Source organism: Micromonospora sp. NPDC005553, from assembly GCF_042871765.1.
Lineage (GTDB): Bacteria > Actinomycetota > Actinomycetes > Mycobacteriales > Micromonosporaceae > Micromonospora.
Window position 1 is genome coordinate 449,113 of sequence record NZ_JBIAJD010000003.1, and the last position, 16,062, is coordinate 465,174.

General features: G+C 73.0%; 14 protein-coding genes. 9 read left to right on the forward strand and 5 right to left on the reverse strand.

All coding sequences use genetic code 11. The annotated features are described in order from the left end of the window. The first annotated feature begins 142 nt into the window (after window positions 1-142). Window positions 143-1,069, forward strand: a complete 927-nt coding sequence (locus ACFYPG_RS14585) for a hypothetical protein (protein WP_355005711.1) — start codon at window positions 143-145, stop codon at window positions 1,067-1,069. Window positions 1,070-1,191: 122 nt separating this feature from the next. On the opposite strand, the gene ACFYPG_RS14590 is transcribed toward ACFYPG_RS14585, so the two are convergent. Beyond that, window positions 1,192-1,608 carry a helix-turn-helix domain-containing protein gene (locus ACFYPG_RS14590; RefSeq protein WP_210785506.1) on the reverse strand — a complete coding sequence of 139 codons (417 nt, stop codon included), beginning with the start codon at window positions 1,606-1,608 and terminating at the stop codon, window positions 1,192-1,194. Window positions 1,609-1,854: 246 nt separating this feature from the next. Between ACFYPG_RS14590 and ACFYPG_RS14595 the strand changes: the two genes are divergently transcribed. Further along, window positions 1,855-2,295 carry a hypothetical protein gene (locus ACFYPG_RS14595; protein ID WP_355005710.1) on the forward strand — a complete coding sequence of 147 codons (441 nt, stop codon included), beginning with the start codon at window positions 1,855-1,857 and terminating at the stop codon, window positions 2,293-2,295. On the opposite strand, the gene ACFYPG_RS14600 is transcribed toward ACFYPG_RS14595, so the two are convergent. Both ACFYPG_RS14600 and ACFYPG_RS14605 read right to left on the reverse strand, forming a co-directional pair. After that, window positions 2,292-3,464, reverse strand: a complete 1,173-nt coding sequence (locus ACFYPG_RS14600) for a class I SAM-dependent methyltransferase (RefSeq protein ID WP_387352256.1) — start codon at window positions 3,462-3,464, stop codon at window positions 2,292-2,294. The genes ACFYPG_RS14595 and ACFYPG_RS14600 overlap by 4 nt on opposite strands. An 88-nt stretch (window positions 3,465-3,552) precedes the next feature. Beyond that, a complete protein-coding gene (locus tag ACFYPG_RS14605; RefSeq protein ID WP_387352258.1) occupies window positions 3,553-5,268 on the reverse strand; it encodes a DEAD/DEAH box helicase in 1,716 nt (571 codons plus the stop codon). Window positions 5,269-5,695: 427 nt separating this feature from the next. On the opposite strand from ACFYPG_RS14605, the gene ACFYPG_RS14610 reads away from it, so the two are divergent. After that, on the forward strand, window positions 5,696-6,337 hold the full coding sequence (locus ACFYPG_RS14610; RefSeq protein WP_387352259.1) for a ferritin-like fold-containing protein: 642 nt from the start codon (window positions 5,696-5,698) through the stop codon (window positions 6,335-6,337). Window positions 6,338-6,413: 76 nt separating this feature from the next. Here the strand turns inward: ACFYPG_RS14610 and ACFYPG_RS14615 are convergent, their stop codons facing one another. Next, window positions 6,414-6,641, reverse strand: coding sequence for a DUF3107 domain-containing protein (locus ACFYPG_RS14615; RefSeq protein WP_179781071.1), 228 nt, complete (start codon window positions 6,639-6,641; stop codon window positions 6,414-6,416). Window positions 6,642-6,705: 64 nt separating this feature from the next. Then, window positions 6,706-7,344 (reverse strand): TetR/AcrR family transcriptional regulator, encoded by a 639-nt coding sequence (locus ACFYPG_RS14620; protein WP_030489514.1) that lies wholly within the window; start codon window positions 7,342-7,344, stop codon window positions 6,706-6,708. Window positions 7,345-8,957: 1,613 nt separating this feature from the next. Here ACFYPG_RS14620 and ACFYPG_RS14625 point away from each other — a divergent pair. The 6 genes from ACFYPG_RS14625 to ACFYPG_RS14650 all read left to right on the forward strand — a co-directional run bounded on the left by ACFYPG_RS14625 (window position 8,958) and on the right by ACFYPG_RS14650 (window position 16,004). Beyond that, window positions 8,958-10,913: a hypothetical protein gene (locus ACFYPG_RS14625; protein ID WP_387352712.1), complete on the forward strand. Its 1,956-nt coding sequence runs from the start codon at window positions 8,958-8,960 to the stop codon at window positions 10,911-10,913. A gap of 23 nt (window positions 10,914-10,936) precedes the next feature. Beyond that, complete coding sequence (locus tag ACFYPG_RS14630; protein ID WP_355005707.1) at window positions 10,937-11,911, forward strand: alpha/beta hydrolase; 975 nt, start codon at window positions 10,937-10,939, stop codon at window positions 11,909-11,911. A 5-nt stretch (window positions 11,912-11,916) separates the two neighbouring features. After that, complete coding sequence (locus ACFYPG_RS14635) at window positions 11,917-12,765, forward strand: DUF3152 domain-containing protein (protein WP_387352261.1); 849 nt, start codon at window positions 11,917-11,919, stop codon at window positions 12,763-12,765. Between the two features lie 96 nt (window positions 12,766-12,861). Continuing rightward, window positions 12,862-13,683: a DUF3152 domain-containing protein gene (locus ACFYPG_RS14640; RefSeq protein WP_387352263.1), complete on the forward strand. Its 822-nt coding sequence runs from the start codon at window positions 12,862-12,864 to the stop codon at window positions 13,681-13,683. Between the two features lie 123 nt (window positions 13,684-13,806). Next, complete coding sequence (gene moeZ, locus ACFYPG_RS14645) at window positions 13,807-14,988, forward strand: adenylyltransferase/sulfurtransferase MoeZ (protein WP_387352264.1); 1,182 nt, start codon at window positions 13,807-13,809, stop codon at window positions 14,986-14,988. Between the two features lie 128 nt (window positions 14,989-15,116). After that, window positions 15,117-16,004, forward strand: coding sequence for a prenyltransferase/squalene oxidase repeat-containing protein (locus ACFYPG_RS14650; RefSeq protein WP_387352714.1), 888 nt, complete (start codon window positions 15,117-15,119; stop codon window positions 16,002-16,004). Window positions 16,005-16,062 lie beyond the last annotated feature (58 nt).

Sequence of the window (16,062 nt, forward strand, 5' to 3'; positions counted from 1 at the left end):
ACCCTGTCCGGGCGTCGGCCTGACCCGGCCGGGCGCGACGGTACCGTGGTCGGCATGACCGACCAGCAGCCCTTCACCCGTGCGCGGACCATTGCGGGCAGGATCGCTGGCGGCGAGACCGGTCAGGCGCTGGGCGTCGGTCGTGGCTGACCAGGGCCCCGTCGAGCCGGACCGGAGCACTCTCCGGCTGGCGCTGGTGGTCGGCGGGCTGGTGCTGGCGGTGCTGCTCGGCTTCGGCCTCGGCCGGCTGAACGCCAACGGCGCCGTCACCGGCAGCCCGTCGTTCGCCGCCGAGCACACCGACCCACCGGGCGTCGCGCCGCACAACCACGGCAGTGCCACGGCCACCGATCAGGGCGCTGCCGTCGAGCCGGGCGGTCTGGCGGTCAGCTCGGCCGGGTTCACCCTGGTGCCTCTGGCCACCGAGTTCGTGGCAGGTCGCCCGGGTCAGCTCCGCTTCCAGGTGCGCGACGCGCAGCGCCGGCCGATCAGCCGGTTCGCCATCGTGCACGACAAGCCGATGCACCTCATCGTCGTCCGGCGGGACCTGACCGGTTACCAGCACCTGCACCCGACCATGGCGGCGGACGGCACCTGGTCGGTGCCGTTGACCCTCGCGCAGCCCGGCCTCTGGCGCGCGTACGCCGATTTCACAGTGGTCGCCGACAACGGCGCGCAGACCGCTGTGACCCTCGGGGCGGACCTGGTGGCCCCCGGCGACTACCGACCCCGTCCACTGCCGGGGCCGGCCACCTCGACGATCGTGGACGGCTTCACCGTCGGCTACCAGGGCACCGTGCAGGCCGGAGCGACAGTGCCGCTGACCTTCCGGGTGGATGGTGCTGGTGGCGCAGCCCAGTTGGAGCGGTACCTCGGGGCGTACGGGCACCTGGTGGCGTTGCGCGAGGGCGACCTCGGCTATCTGCACGTGCACCCGGAGACCGAGTTGGTGGACGGTCAGATCAAGTTCTGGTTGACCACCCCTGGCCCGGGCCGCTACCGCCTCTACCTCGACTTCCAGGTGAACGCGGAAGTCCGAACGGCCGAGTTCACCCTGACCGTCCCCTAGCCCCGCTCCGGGCCACTGCCCCGTTGATCATGAAGTTATTGCCCTTCGCTTCGGCGTGTCGTGGCAATAACTTCATGATCAACGGCAGTAAGGGGCGGGGCCCGGGGCCGGGGCGGGGTGGGTTAGCTGGCTCGCCGGATGGGGCGGCGGGCCAGGTAGCGGAGCAGGTCGCGGATGTGGTGCTTCTCCTCGGCGGGGACCGTGGGGTCGGCCAGCCGGTCCAGGATGGCCCGGACGTCGGCCTCGACCGGGCCGTCGTCGTGGCGTCGGCGAGGAGCGGGACCGGCGTCGGGCAGCCCGAGCGCGCGGAACGCGGCAGCGACCGGCAGATCCAGCGCGGCGCAGAAGCCGCGCACCTTGGCCAACTCGGGATAGTCCTGCCAGTCGCCGGCCAGCCAGCGGAAGACGGTGGAGCGGCCCACGCCCGTGTGCGAGGCAAGATCAGTCACTGTCCAGCCACGTTCGTCGCGAGCGTCATCGATGGCGCGCCGGACGAAGCGAGCAAAGGCCATCTGCGGTGATACGTCGGCTGATCCCATCCCTGCGTGTCTTCCCCCCTGCCGGAGCACCGGGACGATGCGCCTTCCGAGGGTAGTACGCGAGAAGCCGGAAACAATTGACTGACCGCACAAACTGTCCCGTGGGCGAGACTTTCTCTGGAAGCGTGTGTGCAGAACGAAAATTGCATCGAGCGATCTTCATCGTTCTTCCATTAAGCTCGGTGCCCGTCCCGACATCGCGTCTGCCGCCTGCCGCCTGTGACCGGACCATCGCCGAGGAGCACCATGGCCGAATTGAGCCGCCCCCAGCCGTACCAGCCCGGTGCGGTGAGCCTCTTCTTCGTCGCCAAGGCCGGCGTCTTCGCCGCCGCGTTCTGGATCTGGTTGCTGGTCCTGGTGCTCCGCACCGATTCCGCCACCGGTCTCCAGGTGCTGGCCGCCACCGGCACCATCACCACCACGCTGGTCGCTGTCCTGCTCGGCGCCCGGATGGCGTTGCAACGCAACGCCGCCATCCGGCACGCCGAGGTGAAGAAGCTGCTGGTCGACATCTCCTGGAACGCCTTCGCGGCGGCCGGCAACGCCGAGACCGAGGGCAAGGTCGTGCCATTCCCGATCGCCCCGGTCGACGGTGACCGGACCGCCCAGCGGCCCGCCGCCGACCGGGTGTCGGTCCTCGACCGTGGTGCCAGCGAGCGCAACGGTGGCCGGGACCGTCGACGCTAGCTACCCAGGAGCTGAGCGGGCGTCTCTCCGGCGGCCAGCAGGGTCTCCAGCCGGGGAGTGACCTGCCACTGGTCCACCAGCTCGCGGTACTCCGCGCGCTGTGGCCCGGTCGCCTCGGCACCGGTACGACGGGCGCGGATCAGCAGGTTACGCGGGGTGTGCTGCGAGTCCACGAACTCCACCACCTCGGTCCGGTAGCCGTGCACCCGCAGCAACCCGGCGCGCAGCGCGTCGGTGAGCACGTCGGCGAAGCGCTCGCGCAGGATGCCCTGCCGGGTCAGCAGCTCGTACGGGGCCGGGGCGGGATGGGCGCGGAGCTGCTTCGCCAGATCGTGGTGGCAGCACGGCGCGGCCAGTACCCAGCGGGCCTCCCAGCGCACCGCGCGGGCCAGCGCCTCGTCGGTGGCGGTGTCGCAGGCGTGCAGCGCCAGCACCAGGTCGGGGGCGGGGTCGACGGCGGCGTCGGCGATCGTCCCGGCCACGAAGCTGACCTGGTCGGCCCAGCCGAGCCGCTGCGCCAGCTCGGTGTTGCGCCGCCGCTGGTCCTCTCGGACGTCCACGCCGACCAGTTGGACGTCGAGCCCCCGACTTGTCAGGTAGCGGTACGCGGCGAACGTCAGGTAGGCGTTGCCGCAGCCCAGGTCGACCACCCGTAGCGAACCCGTCAGGTCGTCCGGCAGCGTCGCGGCCAGGGCACGCAGGAACGCGTCCACCTGGCGGCGCTTGGCCGCCGAGCCGCCGATCTCGGCGAAGATCGGGTCACCGGGGTCGAGCAGGTATTCCTTCGCCCGGTCGTTCCCGGTGGGCGTCGCCACCGGACGGGACGTCGCGGCCCGGTGCACCTGCGCCTCGCCGGACTTGGTCACCCGCAGTTGAAGGGTCGCGTCGGCCGTCTCGACGTGCCAGTTGCCGAACGGCTCGGCCAGCAGTTCGTCGATCGCCGCAGCGGCCTCCGGACCGGAGGCGAGGTTGCGGGTGTAGGGGCGAGCACCGTCGGACGTGGTGATCTGCATCCGGGGCCCGGCCTTGAGCCGCACCGGCCGCAGTTCGGCCCGCTCAACTGTGGGGCGGCGACCGCGTCGACGTCCGGCGGCTACCGCCCGGGTCAGCGCGGGGTCGAGCAGCAGCGCCCGAACCTCGGTCAGGGCAGCGTCCAGTGGTTGCAGCATCGTTCCATCTTCGGCAGGTGGGGTGGGAGAAGGGAACATCCCCCGTACCGCGCGAGGCGGTGCGGGGGATGTCAGGTGTGGCTGGTGGTCAGTCCGCTGTCGCCTCGGCCGGCGTACCCGCATCGGAACCGCCACCACGGCGGCGGCGTCGGCGACGCGGCTTGGACGCCTCGCCGTCGGACGCGGTGGCCGGCTCGGACGGCCCGGCGTCGGCGGAGATCACCGCGGTCGTCTCGGCCGTGACCGCCTCGCCGGCCCGGCGGCGACGCCGGCGGCGGGGGGTACGGGTGCCTTCGTCGGTGGCGTCGGCAGCAGGTGCCTCGGCGGCGGCCGGCGTGGCGGCGGCCGGCGCGGCGGCGTCGGAGCGGTCGCGGCGGCCATCGCCCCGACCACGGCGCTCGCCGCGACCCTCACCGCGACCCTCGCCACGGCTCTCACCGCGTCGGGGTCCACGACCACCGCTGTCGCCCCGACGGGAGCGGGTCGTCCCACCCAGATCCTCTTCGATCTCGGCGGACAGCCCGGCCCGGGTGCGCTCGGCGGTGGGCAGCGTGCCGCTGACCTCGGTGGAGATGTGCAGGTCGGTGTAGAGGTGCGGCGACGTGTGGTACGTCTCCGGCGGCTCCGGCATCTCCAGACCGAGGGTCTTGTCGATGATCCGCCACCGCGGCATGTCGTCCCAGTCGACGAAGGTCACCGCGACACCCGTCGCGCCGGCCCGGCCGGTACGACCGATCCGGTGGGTGTAGGTGTCCTGGTCTTCCGGGCAGTCGTAGTTGATGACGTGGGTGACGCCTGTCACGTCCAGCCCACGGGCCGCCACGTCGGTGGCGACCAGGATGTCGATCTTGCCGGCCCGGAAGGCCCGCAGCGCCCGCTCGCGGGCACCCTGGCCGAGGTCACCATGCACGGCGGCGACCGCGAACCCGCGGAAGTCGAGATCCTCGGCGACCCGGTCGGCGGCCCGCTTGGTACGCGTGAAGATCATGGTCAGCCCGCGCCCCTCCGCCTGGAGGATGCGCGCCACCACCTCGACCTTGTTCATCGAGTGGGTGCGGTAGACCAACTGCTGGGTCTGCGGCGACGGGCCGGTCTCGGCGGTGTGCCCGGCGTGGATCGTCATCGGCTGGCGCAGGAAACGTCGCGACAGGGTGACGATCGGGTCCGGCATCGTGGCCGAGAAGAGCATCGTCTGCCGGTCTTCCGGAAGCATCGCGAGGATCTTCTCGACGTCGTCGAGGAAGCCCAGGTCGAGCATCCGGTCGGCCTCGTCGAGGACGAGTGCGTGCACCCGGTCGAGCCGGAGGTGCTTCTGCTTCTGCAGGTCCATCAGTCGGCCGGGCGTGCCGACCAGGATCTCGACGCCCTTGCGCAGCGCGTCGATCTGCGGCTCGTACGCCACGCCGCCGTAGATCGGCAGCACCCGGACGCCACGCGTCCGGCCGGCGGCGGCCAGGTCCTTGGCGACCTGGATGCCCAGCTCACGGGTGGGGACGACGACCAGCGCCTGAGGGACGCCGTCGCTGCCCTCGCCCGGGGCGAACACCCGGTCGAGCAGCGGTACGCCGAAGCCGAGGGTCTTGCCGGTGCCGGTGGGCGCCTGGCCGATCAGGTCGACGCCGCGCAGCGCGATCGGGATCGCGTACTCCTGGATGGCGAAGGCGCGGGTGATGCCAGCCGAGGCCAGGGCCTCGACGGTCTCGGCGCGGGCGCCGAGTGCGGCGAACGTGGGGGCCTCCGGTCGAACCGGGGCGGTGGGGGCCAGTTCCTGGCCGTCCAGCAAATCTTGAGTCAGGTCGCTCATGTGGATGTGGGGGTGCCCTCTCGTGGGTGCGCCCGTCATGTCCTCAGGGCGCGTTCGGTATGACGCGGGCCACACGGTCGGCGGCAGATTGCCGAGCCGGACCGGGCCGCACGCGCGCCGCGGGCTGAGCTTCGATCAGATCGGCGCCCACGGCAACTGCTCCATGTTACCTGAACAGGCATACCCCCGTCCCGATTCCCAGTCGGCCACTCGCCACGCGGGGCAAGCAATTGTGACCCATGCCACACTCGCGCCCAACCCGCCCGCGCCCCCCGCTGTCCCGCGCCCCAGGCCCCGCGCCCCCGCCCGGGTCGATCATGGAGTTGTGGTGGTGGACAAAAGGTTCAAAAATGCACCGAACCGGCACCAGAACTCCATGATCGACGGGGGCCAGCGCGGAGGGCAGCCACGCGATAGCCTGCCGCTCGTGTCCGCCTCCGGTTCCGCGTACGCCGACCTGCTGGGTCTGGTCGCCTTCGGCGAGCTGCTCGCCTTCGAGCGGATGGCGGGCGATGCCCGGCTCGCTCCTGACCTGCGCCGACGGGCCGCGCTGAACGAGATGGCCGCGGCTGAGATCGCCAACTACCGGCGCCTCGCCGACCGGCTCACCGCGTTGGGCGTACCGCCCGAGGACGCGATGGCGCCCTATGTCGAGCCGTTGCAGGCGTACCACGACTCGACCGTGCCGCGGGACTGGGCGGAGGTGGTCACGAAGGCGTACGTGGGCGACGCGATCACCGACGACTTCGTTCGCGAGATCGCCGACGCGCTGGAGGCACCGGACCGGGCGCTGGTGCTGGACGTCCTTCACGACTCCCGGTACGCGGACTTCGCCGCTGCGGAGATCCGGGTGGCCGTCGCCGACGACCCCCGGGTGGCCGGTCGGCTCTCCATGTGGGCCCGGCGGCTGGTGGGTGAGGCGTTGTCCCAGGCCGGCCGCGTCGCCGCCGAGCGGGCCACCCTCACCGCGCTGATCGCACGCGACGGCCGGGTCGACGTGCCGGGGCTGTTCGGCAGGCTCACCACCGCGCACACCGCGCGAATGGCCGCCGCCGGGCTGAACAACTGACCATCCGGCCGGGTTGGCCGGCTCCGGCCTGCGGCAGGTGGGTCGAGTGGCCGACCTGCCGCGATGGCCGGACCGGTCAGCGGACGGTGAACCCGACCGCCCGGGGCGACGCCTCGGCGATCTCGACGTAGGCGACCTTCTCGACCGGAACGATGACCCGCCGGCCCTTCTCGTCGGTCAGGGAGAGCGTGCCGCCGTTGCCGGCGAAGGCGTCGGTCACGATCTGCTCGATCTCGGCCGGCGACTGCGCGCTGTCCACTACCAGCTCGCGTGGCGCGTACTGCACGCCGATCTTGACCTCCACTGTGCCTCCTCAACTGGGGCGAGAGAACCGCCCTGCGAAGGCTATCCGATCACGGGCCCGGCGGTCAGGCTGACTCACCTTGCAGCGGGAAGCTCGCGATGCCCCGCCACGACAGCGCGGCCACCAACGCCTCAGCTTCGGCCTTCGGCACCTGTCGGCCGCCGGCCAGCCAGAACTGTGCGGCCGTCTCCGCCGCGCCGACCAGCCCGGAGGCCAGCAGCTCGGCGTGCGCCCGGCTCACCCCGGTGTCGGAGATGATGGTGTCGGTGATCGCCGCGATGCAGCCCTGCTCGACCCGCTCCACCCGCTGCCGCACTGCCGGGTCGTTGCGCAGGTCCGACTCGAAGACGAGCCGGAACGCCTCGCTCTCGTGGTCGACGAAGTCGAAGTACGCCCGTACCGACGCGCTGACCCGTTCCTTGTTGTCGCTGGTACCGCGCATCGCATCCTGCACCTGAGCGACGATGGCGTCACAGTGCGTGTCGAGCAGCGCCAGGTAGAGATCCATCTTTCCGGGAAAGTGTTGGTAGAGCACCGGCTTCGAGACCCCGGCCCGCTCGGCGATGTCGTCCATCGCGGCGGCGTGGTAGCCCTGCGCGACGAACACCTCCTGCGCCGCAGCGAGAAGCTGCTTACGACGCGCGGAGCGAGGCAGGCGGGTGGGCCTGCCAGCGGTCTGTGCACCGTTCCCCGCAGCGGTCATGGGATCCTCCGAGTTCTCCGTACGAGCCGGCATTTTCCCCCCAGACCGGGCGAGGCCCGTGACCTCGGTCGTGGAAATGGCCCGCCGCTGTAACTTATCGCCACTCTCGGCACACGGTAGCCTCAGCGGGGGCGACCAAGGAGCGCGCGGTGAGTGAAACAGGGCAACCCGGAGCCGCCACCCCGGGAGAGCACGGTGACGGAGCGGGTCAGCACGACGACCCGAGCCGTTCCGTCAGTGGGTGGGCGCCTCAGGCGGGTGGGTGGCCCCGAGCCGCCGACCACGAGGACGCCCGGGATGAGGCGCCGCGCTGGCAGCCCGACCCCGCGTCGGGCTGGCGGACCTCCTCGACACGGCATGGTGACCTGCCATCGCCGCTGGTGGGGCGGTCGGGCGACCCGGAGTCGTCGGCCCGCACCAACGGCCACCAGGTCAACGGCGTGCCCCACCCGGACGACGTCAACGGCGTCCACCACCCCGGTCTCGAACCGCCCTCGGGGCGCCCCACGCCGGTGAGCGCACCGCCCGGGCTGCCCGAGGAGGGTCGCCTCGGGGCGGCCGGCGACCGGCTCGTGGTGCCCGCCCAACGTCCCGCACCGCCAGCGGAGCAGGGTGCCGTCGAGCCCGACCCGGGCCCCGCCCCACACTCCAGTGCCGATCCGGCTGCCGCGCACCGTGCCCGCTGGGCCGAGCCCGGCTTGCCCACCTCGGCCCCGCCGGCCGTCCAGGTGCCACCCGTCGGCACTGCGGCGTCGGGTTTCGAGGTTCCACCCGGTTTCCACGCGCCGATCGCCGAGCGGCTGGCCGCCGACGAGAGTCCGACCGCCCCACGCGACTGGCGGGACCCGCTCGCACCAGAGCCCGCAGCCACCTCGGGACGCAACCCGGGCCCGGCCGCCTCCGCCGACGAGGGCGAGCCCGGTCGCGCTTCCGAGGGTTCCCGCCCGGCAGACACGCATCGCACCGGGGACGTGCACCGTCCCGGCGAAACGCCCCGGGCCGGGGAGTCGTCGGCCATCGAGCCCGACTGGTCGGGGCCGAGCTGGAACCGCCCGAGCTGGGGTGGCGGGTGGGCCCCGCCCTGGTCCCGCCAGGACGACGAGCCGGCTGGCCCGGCTGCACGGGACGAGTCGGCGCCGGACTGGGTCGGCGAACCCCACCAGCCGTACGAGCCCGTGCGCGCCGAGGTGCCCCGTCCGTACGAGCCGGTACGCGCCGAGGTGCCCCGGCCGTACGAACCCGGCCGGGTCGAATCCGCGTCCACCCCGGAACGCCCCGCCGAACCGACCAGCGCACCACCCGCCGACCGTTCCTCCTGGGCCGGTGGCGCGACGCCGACCAGTGGTCCGCCGGCTGACCGTCCGTCGTGGGCGGGTGGCGCGACGCCGACCAGTGGTCCGCCGGCTGACCGTCCGTCGTGGGCGGGTGGCGCGACGCCGACCAGTGGTCCGCCCGCTGACCGTCCGTCCTGGGCGGGTTCCGGGGCGACCGGCGGACCCCGGGCCGACCGCCCGTCCTGGGCTGGCGGGGCCGATCCCGACCCCACCAGCGCGTCGCCCGCGCGACCCTCCTGGGCCGAGGGGTCCGATCCGACGCCGACGAGCCTGCCGCCGGTGCGGCCGTCCTGGGCCGGCGGGTCCGAGGCGGCGACCAGTGTGCCGCCGGTGCGACCGTCCTGGGCCGGCGGTTCCGAACCGCCCGCCACCGGCGCGGCGGCGACGCGCCCGTCCTGGGCCGGCGGCGCCGATCCGGCACCGGCCAGCTCCCCACCGACGCGACCCTCCTGGGCCTCCAGCCCGGCATCGGCCGACCCGCCCGCACCGGCCGAGGCGACACCTCCGGTACTCGCCGGACCGCCTCCGCCTCCGCCTCCGCCTCCGCCTCCGCCTCCGGCTCCGGCCGGGCCACCCCCCACGCTGACCGACGCGCCACCGGCTCCGGCAGGCCCGTCGCTGGTCGCGGAGCGCTCGTCCTGGACCGGCGGTTCGCCGACGGCGAGCAGTTCCGGGGCCGAGCGGCCGGACTGGTCCGAGGGCCGGCTCCCGGCCACCCCGGTCGAGCGCCCCTCGTGGCCGGCCAGCCGGTCGGCCAGCGCCGGTGGGGGCGACGGAGGCGATACGCCTGGCCGGTCCCGGCCCGACGTCCGACCGACCGGGCCGTTCCGGCTCCGGCCGGCGACACCCGAGCCCGGTCCGTCACGCGTCGAGCCGCCCACACCGGCCGCGCCGGTGAACGGCTTGCCATCGACTGACGTCACCCCGCCCTCCACCGCAGCGGTCCTGCCCACCGACAACAAGGGTTCCGGCCGCCGCGATCAGTCCGCACCGACGTCCGCCTCCGCCTCCGCCTACGCGGCGCGCCGATCCGCTCCCGACCCGACGTCCCCGCCCGACGATGGCCGGCAATCGGCTGCGAGCGCTGTGGTGCTGCCGCAGCGCGTCCCCGCGGAACCGGACGTGCCCGTCGTGCCGGAGCCGCCAGCCGTGGAGCCACCCGCCGAAACTCCGGAACTCGCCCGCATCGCCACTCACCTGCGCCGGGACGACGAACCAGCCCCACTGCGCGAGCGCCCCGAGGGGTTCGATGTCAACGCGATCCTGGATGCCGTCCGGGAGGTGGCCGGTGTCCGCGACGCGGCCCTGCGCCGCACTCCGGCGGGTGCGCACAGTCTGCGACTGGACCTGGCCGACGGGGCCGACCCGGCCGAGGTGAGCCGGCAGGTGGCCCGGCTGCTCCAGGAGCGGATGGGGTTGGCCGCGGCCCCGCAGAATGTGCCCGGCCTGCCCAGCACGCCACCACCACCGGTTCGTCGTCGCGCGGCCGAGCCCGCCGAGCGGCGTACCCCGGAGACTCGAAACGCGGCTTCGCGCGATCCCGGCGAGGTTCGGTCGGCCGAGCCGCCGACGGTCGCCCGCCCGTCAAGCGGTCGGGTCGAGTCCCTGCCGGCCGGGCCGGAGCAGCGGACCGGCACGGACCCGACGCGCCGCCGCCGGTCGAACGCTCCGCACCGCGGGCGCGCCACGGTGGAGGAACCAGGGTCGGTCTCGTCCGCGCCGGCTGGCGCCGCGACCGGTAGCCCGGCGACGCTGGGTACGTCGTACTCCGGTGGTCAGGTGACCACGACGGAGTCGGCGCCGTCGCGGCCGCTGGAGACCGGCGGTACGCCGGGGCCCCGGGTGGTGATCGACCACGTGCAGGTCAGCACCTTCGGCCTGGACGCGAACGTGGAGGTCCGGCTGCTGGCCGGGGGCGACAGCGCCTCCGGGTACGCCACCGGGCCGGCGGTGGACGGCTACGTGTTGCGGCTCTGCGCGGTGGCGGCGGCGGCTGCGGTGGACGAGTTGCTGCGCGGTGCCGAGAACGCCGAGCGGGGGCGCTGTTTCGTCGAGCACGCCGCGGTGGTGCCCTTCGGCAATTGCGAGGTGGCCACCGTTGTGGCGCTGCTGGTCTGTGAGGGCTGGGTCGAGCAGCTCGCCGGGTCGGCCCTGGTCGCGGGTGATCCGCGTCAGGCGGTGGTCCGGGCGACGCTCGCGGCGGTCAACCGTCGGCTCGAGGCGCTGCTGTCCTGAGTGGTTCGAGGCAGACTGGAGCAATGAGACGCGCCACCCTCTGGCCGGACCACCTGCTCCCGGACGACCGCGTCCCGCCGCCATGGCCGGGGCGGGAGGTCCGCCTCGACGGCCGGGTCACGTACGTCCGGGACACCCCGGCCACCGCCCCCGGGGCGGAGCCGGCGTTGTACGTGCACGGGTTGGGCGGGTCGTCGCAGAACTGGACCGACCTGGCCGGACTGCTCGCCGACCGGCTGGACGGTCAGGCCATCGACCTGCCCGGCTTCGGCCGTAGCGAGCCGGGCCCGAGCTACACGATTCCGGCCTTCGCGAATCTGGTCGTCCGCTGGATCGAGCATTCCGGTCGAGGGCCGGTGCACCTGTTCGGCAATTCGCTGGGTGGCGCGGTCGCGGTCCAGGTCGCCGCGCTCCGGCCGGATCTGGTCCGCACCCTCACCCTGATCTCCCCGGCGCTGCCGTTCCTGGATTTTCGGCGCTCGTTGCAGGGGCGGATGCTGCCGGTGCTCGCCATTCCCCGAGGTGAGCGGCTGGTCGCCCGGCATCTCACCCAGCTTGCTCCCGAGGTGATGGCCCAGCAGGTGCTGGAGGCGTGCGTCGCCGACCTCAGCCGGATCTGCGATCAGCGCCGGGCGGAGGCGCTGGAGGAGATCCGGGTGCGGTACGAGGCCGAGCACTACGCCGCCGCGTACGTCCGGACGTTCCGTGGGCTGGTCTCCAGCTTCCTGCGGGCGTACCTGCGGGGGCAGGGGTCGCTGTGGCGCCTCGCCGAGGCGGTACGCGCGCCGACCCTTGTGGTGGGTGGTCTGCAGGACCGTCTGGTCGACGTGCGGGTCGGGCCGCAGACCGCCCGGCTCATTCCGGACAGCCGATTGATGATGCTCGAGGGCGTCGGCCATGTGGCGCAGTTGGAGGTTCCCCGGCTGGTCGCCCGCGCGGTGGTCGGTCTGCTCACCGAAACGGGGGACGCCGCGGGGCGGTCTGATCTGGCAGGCTGACCTGGATGCTCAGCTCAGCGCGCCATTCTGCTCGCCGTCGGCGACGCTTCGCGCTGGTCGCCCAACTGGTGGCGGTGGTGGTGGCCGTCGGCGCGGCGGTGACCGTGATCGCCGAAGGGCCGGGTGGGCATCCCGGCGCTGAGCGGTTGGCCGCCGAGGAGATCAGCGCGCCGCCGCCGCTGGTGGCCGGGCCGCTGCCGCCCGCCCCTTCGCCCTCCGGCGCGGTCACGCCGAGCCCGCCCCCGGTGTTGCGGGTGCCGGGCGCGGTTCCGAGCGCGGGCACGGGCGGGTTCGGCTACGACGCCCGTTCCGGCCCGGTGCTGGGTCGGGCGGGTGAGCTGCGGCGTTACCGGGTCGCTGTGGAGTTGGGCAGTGCGGAGGACGTCACCGAGTTCGCCGAGGCGGTGGAGGCGGCGCTGGCCGGGCCGGGCAGCTGGGTCGACAGCGGCAGGTTGCGGCTCCAGCAGGTGCCGGGGGCTGCGCCTCGGGACTTCACCGTCTACCTGGCCACCGCCCGCACCGCGGGTCGGATGTGCGCGAAGGGTGGGGTCGACATCCGGATCAACGGCCGCCCGTACACGTCCTGTCGGGCACCCGGCCAGGTGATCATCAACCTGGATCGGTGGCGGTTGTCAGTGCCGCACTTCGTCTCGGCCGGTGTGCCGCTGACGGTCTACCGGACGTACGTGGTCAACCACGAGGTGGGTCACCAGCTCGGGCATCGGCACGAGCGCTGCCCCGGCAAGGGCCGGCAGGCTCCGGTGATGATGCAGCAGACGCTGTTCCTCGACGGCTGCCGGGTCAACCCCTGGCCGTACCTGAACGGGCGTCGCTACACGGGCCCCGCCCTCTGAGTACGACACGCCGACCATTGACCCCTCCATCAGGCGTCTTGCGGCAATAGCGGCGAAAACGGAGAAATGCCCGAATAATCTGGCAGGCTTGATCCTATGACGCCGTCGTCCCCTTACGGCCCGCCCCGGCCGCCCGAGCCCAGCTCGGCGTTGCGGGATGCGCGTCCCGCGTTCGTCCGGATGCACCGGCGGCGTCGTCGCAGCATGCTGCTCGGTCTCCTCGTGCTCGCAGGCGCCATCGGGGTGACTGTGAGCCGGGGCGGCGAACCGTCGGTCGAGCCTCCGGCCACCACGCAGGGCGGAATGGGCCACGGAGGTGGGGCGGCCGCGCACCCGGCGCCCACCGGCTATCCGTCGGTCGGAGCGGGACGCTTCACGGCAGCCGACGGCGAGACACCGGTGTACGGCACGGACGGGCCGCTGCGCCGATACCGGGTCGTCGTGGAACGCGGCGCCGGCCAGGACGCCGACGTGTTCGCCTCCCGGGTGGACGAGGTGCTGACCGACCCGCGCAGTTGGATCGCGTCCGATGAGCTGCGGGTGCAACGGGTGGCCGACGCCGGGGCCGCCGACTTCACCATCTACCTGGCCACCCCGGTCACGTCCGAGCGGATGTGCGCCGAGGGCGGGTTGACCACCGAGCGCTACACCTCCTGTCGCCTGCCCGGCCAGGTCATCATCAACCTGGCCCGCTGGATGGAGGCGGTCTCCGACTACGGCGCCCCGCTGGACACCTACCGGACCTACGTCATCAACCACGAGGTGGGCCACGAGTTCGGCAAGGAGCACGAGGCGTGTCCGGGTCCGGGGGAGCCCGCCCCGGTGATGCAGCAGCAGACGTACGGGCTGCAAGGCTGCGTCGCCAACGCCTGGCCGTACCTCGACGGCCGTCGCTACGCGGGGGACATCGTCCCCTGATCCGCCGGGTCGTCGGTTATTCCCGCTCCCGCATACCGGACCACGTGTCGTCCCTCATGGCCGAGGAGGGCTCCCGCGAGCAACAATGGCGCGGTTCACACCGCCGATCCCGGGGAGTCCACCGTGTCGTTGCCCCCGCTCGTCGAGCCCGCCGCCGAGCTGACCGTAGACGAGATCCGCCGCTACTCACGCCACTTGATCATCCCGGACGTCGGGGTGACCGGCCAGAAGCGGCTGAAGAACGCCCGGGTGCTCTGTGTCGGCGCCGGTGGCCTCGGGTCGCCCGCCCTGTTGTACCTCGCCGCGGCCGGGGTCGGCACGCTCGGCATCATCGACTTCGACACCGTCGACGAGTCGAACCTCCAGCGCCAGGTCATCCACGGCGTCTCCGACATCGGCCGGTCCAAGGCCGAGTCGGCCGCCGCGTCGATCCGCGAGATCAACCCCCTGGTGAAGGTGGAGATCCACAACACCGCGCTGGACCGGGAGAACGTCCGCGAGATCTTCGCCCAGTACGACCTGATCGTCGACGGCACCGACAACTTCGCCACCCGCTACATGGTGAACGACGCGGCGGTGCTGCTGGGTAAGCCGTACGTCTGGGGGTCGATCTACCGCTTCGACGGCCAGGCGTCGGTGTTCTGGGCCGAGCACGGCCCCTGCTACCGCTGCCTCTACCCGGAGCCGCCGCCGCCCGGCATGGTTCCCTCCTGCGCCGAGGGCGGCGTGCTCGGCGTGCTCTGCGCGTCGATCGGTTCGATCCAGGTGAACGAGGCGATCAAGCTGCTCACCGGCATCGGTGAGCCGCTGGTCGGCCGCCTGATGGTCTACGACGCCCTGGAGATGGAATACCGCAAGATCAAGGTCCGCAAGGACCCGAACTGCGCGCTCTGCGGCGACAACCCGACGGTCACCGACCTGCTGGAAGACTACGAGGACTTCTGCGGCGCGGTTTCCGAGGAGGCCCAGGAGGCGACGCTCGACTCGACCATCACCGCCCTGGAGCTCAAGGAGTGGCAGGACGCCGGCAAGGACATCTTCCTCGTCGACGTACGCGAGCCGGCCGAGTACGAGATCGTCCAGATCCCCGGCGCCACCCTGATCCCCAAGGGCGACATCATCTCCGGTGAGGCCCTCGCGAAGCTGCCCCAGGACCGGCAGATCGTGCTGCACTGCAAGTCGGGCGTCCGCTCGGCGGAGGCGCTCGCCGCGCTCAAGGCGGCCGGTTTCAAGGACGCCGTGCACCTGCAGGGCGGCGTGCTCTCCTGGATCAAGCAGATCGACCCGTCGCTGCCCGCGTACTGACCGATCGAGCCGGCGCGGCCCTGGCGCGGCCACGCCGCCGCGCCGGGGCGGCCCGCGCGACCGCCCCGGCGAATCGACGCAGATGACGCCGAGCGGCCGTCCGGCCGGAGCGACGCAGCCATCCCGGGCTGGCCGATTCTCCGAGGCGGCATCGCGTCTGCGCAGGTAGCGTCTCCGCCGTGGTCGACTTGGAAGCCGCGATCGGGTTCGTCGTGGCGCACGGGGATGCGGTGGAACGCGCCCGCCTCTCCTGGCTCCGCAACGGCACGGCCGTGCCCGCCGAGTTGCTGGAGACGGCCGAGGTCGGCCAGTCACCGGACGGCGGTTGGCCGGCCACCTGGGGCGGCGAGGTCGCCTCGATCGACGCCACCTGCTTCCGGCTCGTCGAGCTGGACGACCTGGGGGCGCTCGGCCGTCCCGCCGCCCGCCGCGCTCTGGACTGGCTGGCGTCCCGGCAGCAGGCCGACGGCGGTTGGGAAGAGGACGCGTCGCTGGCCGACTCGGCACCGGAGTGGGCCCGTCCCGGCGACCCGGAGGCCGGGTTCCTCGTGTCGGCCAACGCCGGCTTCTGGCTCACCGTCGCCGGCCTGGACGCCCGGGCGTCCGGTCCGCTCGACCATCGGGTCGGTGGGGCGTACGCCGGGGTGGTGTACGCGGCTGCCCACTCGCTCGCCGCGCGGCTGCGCCCGGACGGCAGCTGGCCGTCGTACCTCGCGGCGGGCTGGCTGAGCGCGGCCGTGCTGCACCGGCAGGAGATGTTCCAGGAGTCCGCCCGGATCCAGGTGGCGCTCGCCGAGCGGATGCCGAAGATGTCCCCCGGGGACGTGGCGTGGCTGGCGGCCACGTTGCGCCGCGCCGGCGTCGACCCACAGGACTGGATCATGGTGCGGGCGCTGCGTCGGCTGACCGAGACCCAGCGCAGCGACGGCGGCTGGGAGAGCGACGACGGCCACCAGTTCGACGTGCACGCCACGCTGGCCGCGATCCGGGCGGCCCGCCCCGCGCCACCCCGCTGAGCCACCCGCGCCCCGGCCCCGCCCCGGCCCTCCAACCTCGGCGATCTTGCAGTTTCTG